The following is a 15,558-nucleotide window of genomic DNA, read 5'->3' as shown; positions in this document are numbered from 1 at the left end:
GAGCCATCTAGATGAGGGATTGCAGTACATGAGGATGAGGAAGCTTGCCGTGGTCGCGGCGCTGGTGACCATGGCGACCGGAGTCGCCGCTGGCACTTCCGTCGCCGCACCGTCGACCAACGAGGGCCCGGTGAACTTCACCGCGCACGCCACCGACACGTCATCGGTCATCACGACCGACTCCGGGTCGCTGGTGGTCGAGGACGACGCGCTGAAGATCAAGGCGGCCGATGGCACCGTCGTGGCGGGCACCCCGCTGAAGTTCCGGCTCGATGACTTCGAATTCCCGATCGCCGCACAGATTTCCCAGCGCACCGCGACGCTGACCCCGCAGCTCGATCCGGCACAGGCCGTCTACAAGCCGGTCGCGCTGCCGTTCGAGGACAAGGCGCCGTGGAAGTCCGAATACGACCGTGAGCAGGCCGCCTGGAGCCGCCTCACCAGCACGATCAGCCTGGGCGCCAGCATCGGCACGCTGGTCGGCGGGCTCGGCGGCGCGGCTGTCGGTTGCGTTCTCGGTGGCGCGCTCGGCGGCACCATCGTCGCGGGCACCATCGTCGGCCTGTTCGGTCCCTTCGTCGGCGGCATCATCGCCGGCTGCCTCGGCGGCGCGGCCGCCATCGGCGCCCTCGGTGTGATCGGGGGTCAGATCTTCGTGACCGCACCGGTCGCGATTGCCGCGGCGATCCAGTACTTCACCACGATCAACCAGCCGTTCGCCCCGGCGAAATAGCTCGCGGTCGCCACTGCCGCGACAAGGCCCCGCCCAGCACTCCTCTCGCCTGGGCGGGGCTTTTTCGTGCGCGGTCATGGCCTGACGGCGGACTCTGTGTCTTTACGGCTCGTCCGTGACCTGGGAAAACACTGTGTGCGACAACACAGCGGCGGATTGAGGCTTGGTGAGTCGCGGTCAGCGGTGTTAATTTCATTTACATGTCTGCTGGCCGATCGAACGCGCTGCGGGTCACCTACGTGACCGCCGCGCTGGGTCTTCGGCTGCCGCTGACTCGCGAACTGTGTTGTCGCCCTTGCTGCAGCTGAGCTGTTCTTCCAGCTCGTTTGCTGCCTAGTCGCCCATGTAGGCACGTCCCGCCAGTCGCGGGACCTCGGCAAGGAATCTTCACCATGACCCTCCCTACCCTTGAACGATCCGTCGCCAGGGTCGCCAGCGGTCGCATCCGTGTCCAGCGCCCCGTCGTCGCCCCGGAACTGCGCATCGGCGACAACCCGGCCGCGGCGGTGCTGCGGTCCGCCACCGGTGGTCCCGTCTCCCGCGACAATGCCGCGCGTTCAACGGGATTGAGCATCGCGACGGTCAACCGTCAGGTGTCCGCGTTGCTTGCCGCCGGTTTGCTGCGCGAACGACCGGACCTCACCGCGTCTGGTGCGGTCGGCCGTCCGCGGGTGCCCTTCGAGATCGACCACGAGGCGTACCTGACCCTCGGCATCCACATCGGCGCCGCGGTCACCAAGATCGTCGCGGCCGACCTGCGCGGCCGCATCCTCGGCGGCCTGGCCATCGCAACCCCGCAGACCGGCCAGGAATTCGCCACCACCACCGTCGCGCGCAGCGCCAAGGCGTTTCTGCAGCGGTGGCATCGGCGCAAGCCGCTCTGGGCCGGCGTCGCCATCGGCGGCCGGGTCGACCCGCTCACCGGCGTGGTCGACCATCCCAAGCTGGAATGGCAGGGCGCGCAGATCGGCGCCGTGCTCGGCGAGGTGCTCGAGCTGCCCGTCTCAGTGGCGCCGCATGTCGAGGCGATGGCGGCCTCGGAGTTGTTGCTGCCGACCATCGAATCGCGCGATGCGGCGAACGGCCGCGTCGCCGGCCCGGAACGCGGCAGCAGCCTGTACTTCTACGTCCGCGAAACCGCCGGTGTCGCGGTGACTTTGGACGGTCGCGTGCACACGCCGAGCAACGGTCCCGGCTCGATCGCGCACCTGCCGACCGGCTCGGATGTCGAATGCACCTGCGGCAGGCGCGGCTGCCTCGAGGTGACCGTCGGCGATCGTTCGCTGCACTCGCGGGCGGTCGGGCGCGGAATCATCCCGGCGCACAACGGAACCGCGGGCTCGACCATCCTCGACCTGTACCGTGCCGCCGAATCGGGCTCGGAACCGGCGCGTGAACTGCTCGCCGAGCGGGCGACCATCCTCGGCAACACGGTGGCCATGGTCCGGGACATGCTCAACCCGGACCGGGTGATCCTCGGCGGTCAGGCCTTCACCGGCTATCGGCCCGCCGTCGCGCACGTGGCCCGCGCGTTCAACCAAGGCTCCACCCTCCCGCCCACCGACATCCGGATCAGCGGATTCGGCGGCAAGGTCCAGGAATTCGCCGCAGTGGTTACTTCACTGAGCGTGCTCTACGCGGACCCGCTCGCCGCCATCCGCCGGACGACGCTCAGCGACTGAACGCTGGGACGGCGTCAAACTCAGCAGCAGCTGCTGAGCGGTGCCGCCGAGGACCAGTTCACGTACTTGTGGTGAGCGAGTGGCACGTTCGACGGTGAGGCGGGCGATGACCGAGTCACCGTAGGGCGCGTCCGAGCCGAAGAGGGTGCGCTCCGGAATCTCGGTGATGGCCAGCCGGACGGCGAAAACAATGCTGGCGGTGGACAGTTCGAGGTACATGCTGGGCGTGTCACGGACCAGCTCGATGGCGTCCATCCAGTGCGCGCCGCCGAGCTGGGACACCACGAGCGGCACCCGCGGGTAGCGGCGCGCCAAATCGGCCAGGGTGTGCAGGTCGGCAGCGGTGGTGGGTGCGGGCGCCATGAACGACCACGGGGAGCCCGTCGTGGTCGGTGGCGGCCCGCAATACCGGCTCGAGCAGAGCAGCCTGGTCCGGCGGTGGCGTCAACTCACCGATGCCGCGTAGTCCCCGGCCGACCACATCGCGCTCGACGAGCGCGCCGACATCGGGTGCGTCGAGCGGCACCGAGCCGAAGCCGATGAATCGGTCCGGGTACGCGGTGAGCGCCGCATCGAGCTCGCGCCAGGCTGTTTCGTGTCCCGCGCCGCCACCTCCGGCGAGCGCTTGGTGCAGCAGGTCCATCTCCTGACGCAGCGCGGCCAGGTCTCGAGCCCGCGGCCGGGACATGAAGAGCACGGTCTTGTCCACACCCGCCTCGTCGAGCAGCGCGATGTGGTCCTCGACCGGGACGTGTACGTGGCTGTGTGCGTCGATGATCAACGGTCCTCCTCAGGAATCGACTTGCATCGCCGAGTGTTGATCCCTGACATCATGGGAAGGTCAAATCATGCTGATCGGTGAGCTCGCCGATCGCACCGGCATCAGCGAGCGCCTGCTGCGCTACTACGAACGCGTCGGCCTGCTCTCGGCCGAACGCCGCAGCAACGGGTACCGCGAGTACGACGAGGATGCCGAACGACGCGTCACACAGATCCGCGCCCTGCTCGCCGTCGGACTTCCCACCCGGGTAATCAGTCAGCTGCTCCCCTGCACCCAGGACGATGGTGCCCTACGCGCCTGCCCCGGCGTACTCCCCGCGCTTCAAGATCGACTGACCGAATTAGACCGTCGCGCAGCGGAACTGGCCACGGCCCGCGATCTGCTCCGACATACCATCGTGGACACCGAGCGCTCAGCCCTCGGCACGCAGCCAGCTGATCACCGTGCGCCACAATGACATTCCCGAACACGCAACGCGGGAGTCAGCGGTGCGGGTCACCTGCGGTGGCGAAGAGTCCTTCCAAAGCCGTGATGAAGAACGGGAAGTGACCTGCGAAGCGTTGCATATTGCGGTCGCGATCGAAGCCGCCGAACCAGTAGAGGCCGGGCTGGGAGTCGGCCGAGGGGTTCAGGTCACGGAAGGCACGGATCCAGTTGTCGGCGCGGCCGCCGATCACCATGAAGGGCAGGGCGCGGGAGAACACCGTCTCCTGATCGATCGGCGGAACCTGTTCGCGCCGAGTCGATTCCAGACCGCGCTGGAGCGCGCGGATCTGTCCGGTCAATGCGAGACCGTGCGTCGTCCGGACGGGTAGGTACTTCGGCAGCAGCACGGCGGCGATACCGGCGAGCGCGATCGCGACGCCGACCAGTGCATGACCCGAGGTGAGGGCCAGCGCGATCGTCGCAACAACACCGGCAACGATCAACGCACCGCCCAGCGCCATCGCCAGGCCGGGCCGACGGCGATTGATGAAAGTACCGCGGGTGACGGCGTCGGCAACGAAGGCATCGCGCACGGGTCCGGACTGAACTCGTCCCGGTGCACGCAGTTCGGTGATGGTCACCGCATCGGTACCGTCGGGCAGCAGCGCCTGATAGACGGTCTTCTCGTAGTCCCGCAATTGATCATCGGGCGCGTTGACCCGGGTGATCCGCCAGTCGGTCTCCCCCAGCGGCGTCACCCAGATGTACCGGCGCACCGCGAGATCCACCACCGTGGCGGCGATATCGACCGGGTCGACGTGCTCGTCCAGCAGCAGGCCCGCCTCGCCGGGCAGCACCCCGTCGGGCGAGGTGAACTGCACCCGCTCGCCGTCACGCACCAGCGGGTCGATCGTCTCCGATCCCGTTCCGGCAGCGGCATTTTGGCGCCGCGCACGCAGTACGAAGGCGGCCAGTCCGGCCAGCGCGAGCAGCAGCACGCCGAACGCGATGAGCACCGGCGTGGTGATCGCGAACGGCCCGGACGCGCCGGTGTCGCGCACATCGGCGTTGCTCGGCACACTGCCCGGCGGCAGTTGCAGGGTGAGGTCGATGGCGTCACCCTTCTTCAGATCGGTCTGCTCCAGATGGAGCACGCCGTCGACCTCGGTCTTCACGTCGGCGCACGGCTTGGTGTTGCCGGGCGGGCCGAGTTTGCAGTCCACGATGCCCATTTCGAAGCTCGGGCTGATCAACGTGGCGCTGATCGACGCGATATCGCTGCCCATCACGCCGAGCCAGTTGAACACCTGGCTGCCGGGTGCGTCGTTGACGAGGTTGTGCACCGAATAGGTGAACGTCGACTCACCGGGTTTCGCCTCGATGGTGAATTGATCGTTCGCCACCGTCGCCGTGCCCGCGCCCTTGGTGTCCACATCGGTGACCTTGAAATAGCGCTCGACGTCGTCGCTCACCTGCAGTCGCAACGGCAGCGACATCCGGAACGAGCCGTCCGCGGGCACATCGACCTGCTCGACCACCTCGAGTACACCCTCGCGGCTGAGCTTCAGATCGGCGATGATGGTGACACCGCTCGGGGCGGGCTGGGTGTGGGCGATCGGGGCGGTCGCGAGCAATCCCACGGTGGCGAGCAGCAGCGCGCCTACGGCGCCCCCCCGAAAAGTCAACATGGCTGCCTACTTTAGACAGCTTGCTATTCTGCGTCATCGGCTGTCGGTGATCATTGAGACGAGGGGGTACGGGGGCGTGACACAACCACCGTACGGATACGGACCGGTTCCGCCTGGTGGGCGTCCGGTTCCGCCCCCGCCTGGGTACGGTCAGCCTGCCGGGCCCGGATATGGGCCGCCGCCGGGATACGGTCCGCCACCGGGGTACGGCCAGCAGCCCGGCTACGGACCGCCGCCCGGCTACGGCCAACAGCCCGGTTATGGTCCGCCGCCGGGATATGGTCCGCCACCTGGCTATTCGCCGCCCGGCTACGGTCCCCCGCCGGGACATCGCGCACCACCGCCGATGCCCTATGGTCCGCCCGGACGTCCGCCGCACTCCCCGCGCCGCAGGTCCGGTGGTGGCGGCGCCTGGATCGCCGTGCTGGTCGTCGTGGTCTTCCTCGTCGCGGGCGGCTTGGTACGCAACGCGATTTCGACCGGCGAGCCCGACAGCAACGCCTCCGGTCCGGCACCCAGCCTCACCTTCGCCCCCGACGGCGGGACGGGTCCGGCCGAGACCGGCGCCAACCCGCTGCTCGCAGACCCGAATGCCACGCTCATCCCCTCGCGCTGCGCGTACTCGCCCTGGGGCACCCAGGTGGATGCCGCGCGCAAGTTCTTCGAAAGCGCCGCGGGCTGCCTCGAGTCGGCCTGGAAACCGGTGCTGCAGAAGGCGAATCTGCCGTTCACCGCGCCCGCACTCAACGTCAGCGCGACCACCACCGGCATCACCACCCCGTGCACCGGATCCACCAGCAACTTCGCCGCCTTCTACTGCCCGGCGAACAAGACCATCTACATGCCGATCAGCCAGCTGCAGACCGACTTCTTCAAAGACAACTGGATCGTCTACCTGTCGGTGTTCGCGCACGAGTACGGCCACCACGTGCAAGCCATGTCCGGCATCCTGCGCAAAGCCAACAGCGACCGCGCCGACGCGGGCCCGCGCAGCACCCGCGGCCTCGAGCTCTCCCGCCGAGTCGAGTTGCAGGCCAACTGCTTCGACGGCATGTACCTCAACTCGTCGGCCGGCGGCGGCTCCCTCTCCAACTCCCAAACCAACCTCGCCCGCAAGGACGCCTACGGTCGCGGCGACCAATCAGGCGACATGCGCGACCACGGCACCTCGGAAAACGGCGGCCAATGGTTCGAGACCGGTCTGGACAAAAACCGTGCCGCCCAATGCAATACCTTCACCGCCTCGGCCTCGGCCGTGAGCTGATCGGCCGCACACAGTTCCGCCGCCTTTCACACACCGGACAACCAATCGTCGAATGTGTGAAGGGCCAACCAATTCTGCGAAGCTCAAGCGGGCCGCGGGCCTTCCACACCGTCCGTGAAAGCAGCGGTCGGGCGGCGGGCATAGGTGTATTCCGGTGCCACAGTGATGACATCGCACACCTGCACCAGTTCGTCCGGCACATCCCCACCGAGATGCTCCGTGCTCGGCACGATCACCGCATCCGTATCGAGCCGCTGCGCCACCGTCATCAACCGCCCGATCACGTCCTCGGTCTCCGCACCGAAAACCACGGTCTTGGCCAGATCATAACCGAACCGCTGCGCCAGACTCCGGATAAGCACCTCATCCCACTGCTGCCGCGCCCCCGAAACATCTCGACGCAAATACCCCACCGCCGCTGGACGTCGCCTCATCAGACCACTCCCTTCCGCCCAAAACCATCCCGGTAAACCGCGTTCCCCAGCAATGCCCGCCCACTGCCAGTAACCCGCCACTGCACCGGATTCCGCCGAAACCTGTGCGCCAGCCCCGCCGCCCACAGAGCCCCGACAGCATCCCGGATACGCCCCTCCGCGAACCCGGACCTACCAGATAGCTCACGCACCGTCAGCCCCCGCATCCCTCCCACCGAACCCAACTCCGCCAAAACCTTGACCTGCGTTTCAGTCAGCGCCATATCAACCCCCTGAACTGTTGTGGGTGGTAGGCGGCTCGGGACCAGGAACCGCCACCGGTCCCAAGCGCCACTCTTGACGCTACGACCGGCGGATCACATTGCTCCACAGGATTTCTCGAGGTTTCTCCACCTCGTCAATTCTCGTGACATGAGTAGCGGCCAAGGTGAGAATTGAAGTCTCCAAGGAAACTTCGAGCAAGGATGACTGCGATGCAATTGCGATTCCTCGGCAACGACAGCAAGAGCGGTGGGTCTCCAACTCTCTACGCCAGTGACCACGGAACCTATGTGGTGCAGGGCTGGCGCACCGATACCGCGAATACGATCGAGATTCCCCACGGACTGATCCGGCACCTCCAGCCGGACACTTGCCTGGGCGCACTTCTGCACGACACCGGACACGGAACATTCACGCTCACCGGGCGACCCGTAACCGACTCTGCCGCACTCGCGCAGCTGAAGACCCCTGATCATGAGACCAGCGTGGAAGTGCCCGTAGGACAGGAGATTCGACCTGATGCAACACCTCGAGGGTGACGACTTCGAACAGCTGTTTCGCGATTGCCGACGCCAGGCCTTCCGACTCGAGACTCAGGACTCGTACTCCAGTCCCGAAGAGGACGAACCATTTCGCAAGTTTCTCGCAGGCGAACCGGACGACCTGGCATGGGCAGAGCCATGGGACGAACTCATGCGCGAAATCACAAGCAGCGGACGGAGAGTGGAGCGAGTTCGCGTGGTGACCGTGCCACACAGCGACTACACCCGGTTCCTGCTCGCTCTTGCGCCGGACAGCCTGGCGTCCGGGGAAGACATTCGGTGGGTACCCCGCCACCTCACCGAACCTGCGGACACCGCGACCGGCGACTACTGGCTATTCGATGACGACATAGCCGCATTCAACCTCTTCACCACTGACGGAGAGTGGACAGGTGTAGCCGTCACCACTGATCCGGTGATCGTCGGCCACTGCTGCTCGGTACGTGACCGTATGCAGCGCATCGGGATTCCCCACCGCGACTACATACATACCGAGCACGTCACCGCTTTGCCATCGTGACCGGTGTTGACCAGGCCCGCGAAAACCTAGGTGCCCGACTGCGTGAACTCCGGCGCGATTCCGGACTGGACGGGCGACAGCTCGCCGCACTCGCGGGCTGGAACCCGCCCAAGGTCTCGAAAATCGAACACGGCAGACAAACGCCCAGCGAGAACGATATCCGCGTCTGGTGCGCCCATACCAACGCAGAACTCCACATACCCGACCTGATCGCATCCGTTCGCAACATCAACGCGGCCTATCTCGAATGGAAGCGGCTGTGCGCGAGCGGACACAGCCGCCGCCAGCAGCAATCGGTAGCGCTGGAAGCTAAGACAGAACTGGTCCGTGGCTACGACCCCGACGTATTCCAAGGGCTACTGCAGACGCCTGAATATGCCGCAGCCGTACTACAAGCCAGTATCGACCTTTACCAGGTACTCGATGATCTGGAGGCGGCCGTCGCCGTGCGGATGAAACGTCAACAGGTTCTTCGCGCAGGCATCCACCGATTCCATTTCATCGTGGACGAGCGCGTATTGACGACAACCGTGGGCAACAATCAAGTGATGATCGGCCAGCTCCAGCGAATGCTCGAGCTCATCGAACTGCCGCGGCTCCTGTTCGCCGTGATCCCCCGCTACTCCGAATATCGGGTGCCTGCAACGAACTTCCTCATGTATGACCGCCGCCTCGTCCACGTCGAGACCGTCACCGCTGAGTTGACGATCACCCAGCCGCGCGAGCTCGTCTTGTACGAAAGGACTTTCCAGACGCTCGCAAAACAGTCCGTGATCGGCGCGGCCGCCCGCGCATTGATCAGCTCAGCGCTGGACGAGCGGCTACGTCAATCCTGAGGACATCACCGATAGAACGGTGCGATCATCGTGCAACGGTGCGTGGCATGCGGCAGTACCACACGCTGAGTACCTCGGTGCTAACCCTGTTTCGCCGCCGCCTTCGCCTGCTTCTTGAATTCCCGGACCTGGGCCAGGGATTCGGCGTCGGTCACGTCGGCGACGGAGCGGCGGGAACCTTCGTCCCCGTAGGCGCCTGCCGCTTCCCGCCAACCGACCGGTTGCACCCCGCGCTGCTTACCGAGTAGGGACAGGAAGATCTTGGCCTTCTGTTCGCCGAAACCGGGCAGTGCCTTCAAACGGCGCAGCACCTCGGCTCCGTCGGGCTTGTCTTTCTTCCACAGGTTTTCGGTTTTCGCGTCGTAGTTCTCGATGATGTAGCGGGCGAGTTCCTGGGCGCGGCGCGCCATCGAGCGTCCGTAGCGGTGGATGGCGGGCGGGGTGGCACAGAGGTCTTCGAATTCCTTGGTGTCGGCCTCGGCGATGCGGTGGATGTCGAAGCCGCCCATCCGGTCGGCGATCTTCTTCGGGCCACGGAAGGCGTGTTCCATCGGATACTGCTGGTCGAGCAGCATGCCGAGCAGGGTGGCGAAGTGGTCCTCGGTCAATAGCTCATCCGCCTCGACGTCTTGCGCCAGGCAAAGCTTGCGACTCATCGCCATTCCTTCCCACCGTGACAAACATGCTCGGACGGATTCGATCATCTCACTTGTCAAGACGGAGTGAAGGCGTCCTGATCATCGCGCTTTCAGCCGAATTTGCGCGCTGTCCCCGTAGGCGAAGTGGTGGTGGGCGTCGCGGGTCTGCGCGTGGTTGGATGACGGCATGCAAGGGGGGTATGCGCTCGATCACGTCTTCGTCATGGCGTCAGCTGAGGATTCGCTGTCCCCGGACGAGAGGTAGGGCGTGACGGAGACAGCTGTGGCGCGGTCCGCGCGGGTGACCACCGAACTCGGGGCACCGTGGATGGTCAACATCATCACCTCGGTGATCGCCGGGTTCGCGGTGCACGCACCGGCGTGGGGATTGTTCGTCGCGACGATCTCGGGAGTGATTCCGATGCTCGTCATCCTGCTGGGTGTGCGGCGCGGCATCGCGAGCGATCGCCATGTGACCGAGATCGAGGACCGCCACTGGGTGATACCGGCGATTCTGGCGATCGTGTGCCTCGGCCTCATCATCGAGATCCTGCGGGGCGCACCCCGCGAGCTGATCGCGTGGACCGTGGCCGCACTGGTTGTGCTGGTCGGGATCGGCATCGTGACGATTCGCGGCGGATGGAAGGTCAGCGTTCACACGGCGGTCGCCGCGGGCACGACAGTCCTGTTGGCAATGATCGCTGCCCCGTGGTTCCTGCTCGCGCTGCCGCTGACCGGTTTGCTCGGCTGGTCGCGGGTCTGGCTCGGCGATCACACCCGCGGCCAGGTGGTCGTCGGCGCCGGACTCGGCGCGGTGCTGGCCGCCGCCGCGTACCTGCTCGCTTCCTGATCGAAATGCCGCAGCCGGGTGCCGCTGATCATGAACCGAACCTGGTGACGGGCCTCACATACCTGGCGTGCGTCGCCATGAGGCCGCGCGTAGGCTCCTGCGCATGCCTCAGCAGACGGCAGTACCTACATCGGCACCCCACGAGGTGGCCACGGCTAGGGATGGACACGGGCCCATGGACACCTACACTTTGCGCCCCGATCGGTTCGATCGAGCAGGCCAGGATCAACTCGTCGACGTTCGCGACTTACAAGCCGCGCTGCCCGGTATCCGCAGGTTGCGGGACTGGGCCCACGACGCACTCGCGCTGCGACCCGGCGAACGCGCGCTCGATATCGGCTCCGGCACCGGCACGGAGGTGATGGCCTTCGCGGACGTGGTCGGCCCCGACGGAGCGGCGGTGGGCGTCGAGCCCGACCCGAATCTGCTCGCCTCCGCGGAACGCCGCGCCGCGCAGACGGGTTCGCCCGCCAAGTTCCATTCCGGCGATGCCTACGGCCTGCCGTTCGGCGCGGGCAGTTTCGACGCCGCGTTGTGCGAGCGGGTGTTTCAGCACCTGACCGCGCCCGCCCGCGCCGCCAACGAGATCGCGCGCGTGCTGCGACCCGGCGGCCGCGTCGTCGTGGTGGACAGCGACTGGGGCACCGCGATCATGCATCCGGGCGAGCGTCAGGTGGTCCGCGAGGTGGTCGACACGTTGATCTCCGCGACCACCAACCCGTTCTCCGGCCGCAGGCTGCCCGGGCAACTGACCAAGGCGGGCTTGGTGATCGACGAGATCGGCTCGCACGCGCTGGTGCAGGATCGCACCGTCGGTGTCGGCTCGCTGGTCACCCGCATCTCGGCGATGGCGGTGGCGCGCGGCGTGATCACCGAGGAGCAGCGCACCCGGCTGGTCGAGGACCTCGAGGCAGGCGCGGCCAGCGGCGACATCCACCTCTCGGTGACGATGTTCGCCGTGCTGGCGCACAAGCCCAGCTGACCGCGGACAGCACAGCGGGCGCGTACCCCGGTACGCGCCCGCTGTTTTCGTTCTACTTGTCGAGCAGCTTCTCGGTGGCCGCCAGCAGCACGCAGGTGGCCAGGCCGTCCATCGCCTCCTCCAGCTCGGGCAGCTTCGGGAAGCTCGGCGCGATCCGAATGTTCTTGTCCTCCGGGTCATTCCGGTACGGGAACGCCGAACCGGCGGCGGTGAGCGCGATACCCGCATCCTTGGCCAGGGCGATCACCCGTCCCGCGGTGCCCTCCATGACATCCAGGCTGACGAAGTAGCCGCCCTTCGGCTCCGTCCAGGACGCGACCTTGGACGCGCCCAGCCGGTCCTCCAGAATCCGCAGCACCGCAGCGAATTTCGGCTCCAGAATGGCGCGGTGCTTCTGCATGTGTGCCCGCACACCGTCGGCGTCCTTGAAGAAACGCAGATGGCGCAGCTGGTTGATCTTGTCCGGGCCGATGCTCTTCTTGCCCGCATGTCCGAGGTACCAGTTCAGGTTCGCGGTGGAACCACCGAGGAAGCTGACGCCCGAACCGGCGAAGGTGATCTTCGAGGTGGAGGCGAATACCAAGGGGCGGTTGGGGTTTCCGGCCGCGGCAGCAAGACCGAGCACGTCGTACACTGGGGCCGCGGTGTCGGTCAGCGGGTGCACGGCGTAGGCGTTGTCCCAGATCAGACGGAAGTCCGGTGCCGCGGCGGGCATCGAAACCAGTTCCCGGACAACCTCTTCGGAGTAGGTCCCGCCGGACGGGTTGGAGTAGTTCGGCACCACCCACATGCCCTTGATCTGCGGGTCGTTCGCGATCAGCTCGGCAATGGCGTGCGTGTCCGGGCCGTCGTGGTACACCGGCATCGGGATCATCTCGAAGCCGAGCACCTCGGTGATCGAGAAGTGCCGGTCGTAGCCGGGGCTCGGACACAGGAACTTCAGCTTCTCCTCGGCGGCCCAGCGGCGCTCGGAGTCGTTGGTGCCGTACAGCATCGCGAAGGCGAGCACGTCGTGCATCAGCTCGAGGCTGGCGTTGTTGCCTGCCAGCAGGTTGTCCACCGGGATGCCGAGCAGCTCACCGAAGATCGCGCGCAACTCCGGAAGTCCGTGCTGGCCACCGTAATTGCGGCAGTCGGTGCCGGTGCCGTCCCGATAGTCGCCGTCGCCGGGTAAGGAGAGCAGCTCGAGGGACAGGTCGAGTTGTTCCGGCGAGGGTTTCCCTCTCGTCAGGTCCAGCGTGAGCTTCTCGGTCTTGAGCGTCGCATAGTTCGCGTCCTGAGTCTCGTGTTCGGACACGAGTTCCTCGTGGCTCATCAAACCGATCTGCGTTTGCCGGGGCATCCTGGGCAGCCTTTCGAAGCAGCGGGGACGTGGGTTGTGTGGCCGGACCGGTGTGCGGCGGCCAGACGTTCAGCCTGCCGAGCGCATCGGACGTCGACGGACCATAGTTCACGTTACCCGTGCGTTGCTCGGATTTGGAGGCGTTATTCGACAGCCGGACCTCGGTCCGTGCGGGCCCCCAGAAATTAAGGGGACCCCGCGCACCCGGCAGAGCCCATTGACCCTTGCTGCCTTCCGGCCCTGGGGGAGTTCACAGGATGCGCGCCGCGCGGGATCCGTCGGCCAGTGTAGCCGCTCCCCCGCCGATCCCCCTCCTCCGGGTACCCGAAACGGGGTGAAAACCGAGCCGAACTGGGACTTTCCTGGTCCGAACGGACCCGTTTGGCGTCTACCCTCCTCCACCCGGTATGCTGCTCCACGGAGGATTCGCCTAGTGGCCTATGGCGCTCGCCTGGAACGCGGGTTGGGTTAACGCCCTCAGGGGTTCAAATCCCCTATCCTCCGCAGAGAAGACGCAGGTCGGGGGCTATTTTCGGATAGCCCCCGGGTTGCGGTCAACATGCGGTCAACACGACCGTTGCATCTGAGGCTCGATTCGGCGCACCCACACAACCCTGTAGGCGCGACCCAGAGGTAACCAGATGTCGAGTATCCGCGAACGCACCACCAAGCGCGGCCCCTCCTATTTCCAAGTCCTGTACCGCCACAACAAACGTCAGTGCTCCGAACGCTTCGACACCCTCGACGAAGCGCAGCGCTGGCAGTCGGTCCTGGGCCTCTACGGTCCGGCCGAGGCGCTGAACTTCCTCTACACCGAAGCCGAGAAGGCCGACGACGCGGCGGCGGTGCCGAATATCCACGACGCCTTCACCGAGATCATCGATGCCATGACCGGTGTCGAGCCGGGCACCCGGCACCGCTACCGCCGCGTACTGGTCAACGACATCGAGCCGTTCTTCGGAGCCCTCTCCCCGGTGACCGTGTTCTGCGAAACGGTGATCGGACGCTGGATCAACCACCTCGCCGAGAACGTCGGCAACGCCGCGAAAACCATTGCCAACAAACACGGTGTCCTGTTCGGCATCCTCAAGAAACTCGCCCGCCGAGGTGTCATCCCGTCCAACCCGTGCGAGCAGACCGAGCTGCCGCGCGTGGTGCGCGCGGAGATGGACCACCTCGAACCCGAGGAGTTCGCCGCCCTACTACGCGCGCTACCCGAGCGGTGGCGACTACTCGTGGAATTCATGGTCGCCTCGGGCGCACGCTGGGGCGAGGTCACCGCGCTGCGGGTGCGCGACATCAACCGCCGCGCGGCCACCGCGCGAATCCACAAGGCGTGGAAGTACACCGGCGGCAAACGCCGCCTCGGCCCGCCGAAAACCAAGAAGTCCACCCGCACCATCAACCTGCCCCTCGGGCTGGTGGCCAAGCTGCCCCTGGACGGACGCGACCTCGACGCGTGGCTGTTCTGCACCGGAGACGGTGAGCCGGTGAGCATCTCGCACTTCTACAAGGACGTATGGGTGCCCACCCGCGACGCACTCTCCCTCGCGGCCAACGACCCCCTCAGCGGCAAGAGCCCCCGCATCCACGATCTACGCCACACCTGCGCGGCGTGGATGCTCTCGGCCGGAGTGCCGATCCACGTGGTGCAGGCCCACCTCGGGCACGAGTCGATCAAGACCACCGTCGACACCTACGGTCACCTCGACCGCCGGGCCGCCGCCGACGCGGCAGCGGTGATCGGCGCGAAACTCGCACCCCAGCCCAGCGCGCCCGCACCGCTGCCGCCCGAGCTCACCCCGCTGCCGCCCGCCCTGGCGAAGGTGATCTCGCTGCCCGCCCCGGTCTATGACACCCCGGCGTTCACGAAGGTGGCGTGATCACCATGGAGCACAACAACATCGGCGGTGTTCCCGCTGCCGCCCGCCGTGGAGCCAGGCGGGCACCGACGCCGCTGCGGCGCGCGCAGTACGCCGCGATCATCGAGCGGATGCCCGCGCACCCGTGGCGGCTGTTGACCGACTATCTGGCCTTGTCCGGCGAGCGATTGTCCGAAGCGTTCGCCCATGCCGACACCGACATCGACCCCGGCAGCGGGGCGTGTGAAGTCGCCCGCTACTGGCGGCGGCTCGGCGATCGGTGGGTGCTGGTGGATTCGCCCGCGCCACGCCGGATCTGGCTGCCCGAGGGGTTGGTGGCGCGGCTGGAGCTGGCCGGGACCGGCGAGGAGTTGTTCCGCATCGACGGGGCGAGTGGGCCGGGGTTGCTCCGGCGTTATGTGCGCCGGGTCTGGACTCCGGCGGTCGCGGCGGTGTCCGACGAGGTGCTCGGCGGGGCGCGTCCCGGCGTGGAGGTGCTGCGCGTGACGTGCGCGCAGTGGATGGCCGAGGCGGGGGTGCCGTGGCCGGTGATCGCGGCACGCCTGGGCTTCGGCAACGCCGCCGGTTTCCTGCGGGCGCATCCGCAGGTGCTGGCCACGGCGGCGGGCGAACAGTAGGCACAAGGCCGCAGGCAATCCGGCGGGGCGGCTCGGCGAGATCCGGGGCGCCCCGCTGTCGTGGCCGACACCGTCGCGC

The 15,558-nt window shown here is 66.7% G+C and carries 17 protein-coding genes, 1 tRNA gene and 1 other RNA gene; 12 read left to right on the top strand and 7 right to left on the bottom strand.

The window, feature by feature from the left end:
* The first annotated feature begins 28 nt into the window (after window positions 1-28).
* Together ACQPW1_RS02460 and ACQPW1_RS02455 are read left to right on the top strand one after the other, a co-directional pair.
* A complete protein-coding gene (locus ACQPW1_RS02460) occupies window positions 29-733 on the top strand; it encodes a hypothetical protein (protein ID WP_433661158.1) in 705 nt (234 codons plus the stop codon).
* Between the two features lie 392 nt (window positions 734-1,125).
* Window positions 1,126-2,415 carry an ROK family protein gene (locus ACQPW1_RS02455; protein WP_433661157.1) on the top strand — a complete coding sequence of 430 codons (1,290 nt, stop codon included), beginning with the start codon at window positions 1,126-1,128 and terminating at the stop codon, window positions 2,413-2,415.
* Here ACQPW1_RS02455 and ACQPW1_RS02450 read toward each other — a convergent pair.
* Both ACQPW1_RS02450 and ACQPW1_RS02445 read right to left on the bottom strand, forming a co-directional pair.
* A complete protein-coding gene (locus tag ACQPW1_RS02450) occupies window positions 2,353-2,730 on the bottom strand; it encodes an amidohydrolase family protein (RefSeq protein ID WP_433661156.1) in 378 nt (125 codons plus the stop codon). The two genes, ACQPW1_RS02455 and ACQPW1_RS02450, sit on opposite strands and share 63 nt — an antisense overlap.
* A complete protein-coding gene (locus ACQPW1_RS02445) occupies window positions 2,645-3,196 on the bottom strand; it encodes an amidohydrolase family protein (protein ID WP_433661155.1) in 552 nt (183 codons plus the stop codon). The genes ACQPW1_RS02450 and ACQPW1_RS02445 overlap by 86 nt, the downstream gene beginning before the upstream one ends.
* A gap of 67 nt (window positions 3,197-3,263) precedes the next feature.
* Between ACQPW1_RS02445 and ACQPW1_RS02440 the strand changes: the two genes are divergently transcribed.
* On the top strand, window positions 3,264-3,653 hold the full coding sequence (locus tag ACQPW1_RS02440; protein WP_433661154.1) for a MerR family transcriptional regulator: 390 nt from the start codon (window positions 3,264-3,266) through the stop codon (window positions 3,651-3,653).
* Between the two features lie 25 nt (window positions 3,654-3,678).
* On the opposite strand, the gene ACQPW1_RS02435 is transcribed toward ACQPW1_RS02440, so the two are convergent.
* The gene (locus ACQPW1_RS02435; protein WP_433661153.1) at window positions 3,679-5,310 is read right to left on the bottom strand and encodes a DUF2207 family protein; all 1,632 of its coding nucleotides are present in this window, start codon (window positions 5,308-5,310) and stop codon (window positions 3,679-3,681) included.
* Window positions 5,311-5,386: 76 nt separating this feature from the next.
* Between ACQPW1_RS02435 and ACQPW1_RS02430 the strand changes: the two genes are divergently transcribed.
* Window positions 5,387-6,574, top strand: a complete 1,188-nt coding sequence (locus ACQPW1_RS02430; protein ID WP_433661152.1) for a neutral zinc metallopeptidase — start codon at window positions 5,387-5,389, stop codon at window positions 6,572-6,574.
* 83 nt (window positions 6,575-6,657) lie between these two features.
* On the opposite strand, the gene ACQPW1_RS02425 is transcribed toward ACQPW1_RS02430, so the two are convergent.
* Entirely contained in the window at window positions 6,658-7,008 is a 351-nt protein-coding gene (locus tag ACQPW1_RS02425; RefSeq protein WP_433661151.1) for a hypothetical protein, read from the bottom strand.
* A gap of 473 nt (window positions 7,009-7,481) precedes the next feature.
* On the opposite strand from ACQPW1_RS02425, the gene ACQPW1_RS02420 reads away from it, so the two are divergent.
* The 3 genes from ACQPW1_RS02420 to ACQPW1_RS02410 are packed head-to-tail and all read left to right on the top strand — an operon-like array spanning window position 7,482 to window position 9,167.
* Complete coding sequence (locus tag ACQPW1_RS02420; protein ID WP_433661150.1) at window positions 7,482-7,808, top strand: hypothetical protein; 327 nt, start codon at window positions 7,482-7,484, stop codon at window positions 7,806-7,808.
* The gene (locus ACQPW1_RS02415) at window positions 7,789-8,331 is read left to right on the top strand and encodes a DUF6879 family protein (RefSeq protein WP_433661149.1); all 543 of its coding nucleotides are present in this window, start codon (window positions 7,789-7,791) and stop codon (window positions 8,329-8,331) included. The genes ACQPW1_RS02420 and ACQPW1_RS02415 overlap by 20 nt, the downstream gene beginning before the upstream one ends.
* Window positions 8,328-9,167 (top strand): helix-turn-helix domain-containing protein, encoded by an 840-nt coding sequence (locus ACQPW1_RS02410; protein ID WP_433661148.1) that lies wholly within the window; start codon window positions 8,328-8,330, stop codon window positions 9,165-9,167. The genes ACQPW1_RS02415 and ACQPW1_RS02410 overlap by 4 nt, the downstream gene beginning before the upstream one ends.
* Window positions 9,168-9,247: 80 nt before the next feature.
* On the opposite strand, the gene ACQPW1_RS02405 is transcribed toward ACQPW1_RS02410, so the two are convergent.
* Window positions 9,248-9,823, bottom strand: a complete 576-nt coding sequence (locus ACQPW1_RS02405; protein WP_433661147.1) for an HhH-GPD-type base excision DNA repair protein — start codon at window positions 9,821-9,823, stop codon at window positions 9,248-9,250.
* 250 nt (window positions 9,824-10,073) lie between these two features.
* Here ACQPW1_RS02405 and ACQPW1_RS02400 point away from each other — a divergent pair, with 250 nt between their 5' ends.
* Entirely contained in the window at window positions 10,074-10,655 is a 582-nt protein-coding gene (locus tag ACQPW1_RS02400) for a phosphatase PAP2 family protein (protein ID WP_433661146.1), read from the top strand.
* A gap of 175 nt (window positions 10,656-10,830) precedes the next feature.
* Window positions 10,831-11,637: a methyltransferase domain-containing protein gene (locus tag ACQPW1_RS02395; protein WP_433661145.1), complete on the top strand. Its 807-nt coding sequence runs from the start codon at window positions 10,831-10,833 to the stop codon at window positions 11,635-11,637.
* Window positions 11,638-11,689: 52 nt separating this feature from the next.
* Here the strand turns inward: ACQPW1_RS02395 and ACQPW1_RS02390 are convergent, their stop codons facing one another.
* Entirely contained in the window at window positions 11,690-12,979 is a 1,290-nt protein-coding gene (locus ACQPW1_RS02390) for an aminotransferase class I/II-fold pyridoxal phosphate-dependent enzyme (RefSeq protein ID WP_433661144.1), read from the bottom strand.
* Between the two features lie 185 nt (window positions 12,980-13,164).
* Window positions 13,165-13,259, bottom strand: an RNA gene (gene ffs, locus ACQPW1_RS02385) — signal recognition particle sRNA small type.
* Window positions 13,260-13,398: 139 nt separating this feature from the next.
* Here ffs and ACQPW1_RS02380 point away from each other — a divergent pair.
* From ACQPW1_RS02380 to ACQPW1_RS02370, 3 genes are all read left to right on the top strand, one after another.
* A tRNA-Ser gene (locus tag ACQPW1_RS02380) sits at window positions 13,399-13,483 on the top strand.
* Between the two features lie 137 nt (window positions 13,484-13,620).
* Window positions 13,621-14,862, top strand: coding sequence for a tyrosine-type recombinase/integrase (locus ACQPW1_RS02375; protein WP_433661143.1), 1,242 nt, complete (start codon window positions 13,621-13,623; stop codon window positions 14,860-14,862).
* A complete protein-coding gene (locus ACQPW1_RS02370; RefSeq protein ID WP_433661142.1) occupies window positions 14,859-15,479 on the top strand; it encodes a hypothetical protein in 621 nt (206 codons plus the stop codon). Before ACQPW1_RS02375 ends, ACQPW1_RS02370 begins: the two co-directional genes overlap by 4 nt.
* Window positions 15,480-15,558: the final 79 nt, after the last annotated feature.

The organism is Nocardia sp. CA-128927, assembly GCF_050955855.1.
In the GTDB taxonomy this organism is placed as follows: domain Bacteria; phylum Actinomycetota; class Actinomycetes; order Mycobacteriales; family Mycobacteriaceae; genus Nocardia.
Note: the sequence above shows the minus strand (reverse complement) of the source record. Positions and strands in the feature narration are given on the sequence as shown.

Bases quoted from the DNA above. Each gene is read 5' to 3' on its own strand.
- ACQPW1_RS02460 (WP_433661158.1), top strand. From the start codon at position 29: ATGAGGATGAGGAAGCTTGCCGTGGTCGCGGCGCTGGTGACCATGGCG.
- ACQPW1_RS02405 (WP_433661147.1), bottom strand. From the start codon at position 9,823: ATGAGTCGCAAGCTTTGCCTGGCGCAAGACGTCGAGGCGGATGAGCTA.
- ACQPW1_RS02455 (WP_433661157.1), top strand. From the start codon at position 1,126: ATGACCCTCCCTACCCTTGAACGATCCGTCGCCAGGGTCGCCAGCGGT.
- ACQPW1_RS02390 (WP_433661144.1), bottom strand. From the start codon at position 12,979: ATGCCCCGGCAAACGCAGATCGGTTTGATGAGCCACGAGGAACTCGTG.
- ACQPW1_RS02435 (WP_433661153.1), bottom strand. From the start codon at position 5,310: ATGTTGACTTTTCGGGGGGGCGCCGTAGGCGCGCTGCTGCTCGCCACC.
- ACQPW1_RS02425 (WP_433661151.1), bottom strand. From the start codon at position 7,008: ATGAGGCGACGTCCAGCGGCGGTGGGGTATTTGCGTCGAGATGTTTCG.
- ACQPW1_RS02375 (WP_433661143.1), top strand. From the start codon at position 13,621: ATGTCGAGTATCCGCGAACGCACCACCAAGCGCGGCCCCTCCTATTTC.
- ACQPW1_RS02440 (WP_433661154.1), top strand. From the start codon at position 3,264: ATGCTGATCGGTGAGCTCGCCGATCGCACCGGCATCAGCGAGCGCCTG.
- ACQPW1_RS02420 (WP_433661150.1), top strand. From the start codon at position 7,482: ATGCAATTGCGATTCCTCGGCAACGACAGCAAGAGCGGTGGGTCTCCA.
- ACQPW1_RS02395 (WP_433661145.1), top strand. From the start codon at position 10,831: ATGGACACCTACACTTTGCGCCCCGATCGGTTCGATCGAGCAGGCCAG.
- ACQPW1_RS02415 (WP_433661149.1), top strand. From the start codon at position 7,789: ATGCAACACCTCGAGGGTGACGACTTCGAACAGCTGTTTCGCGATTGC.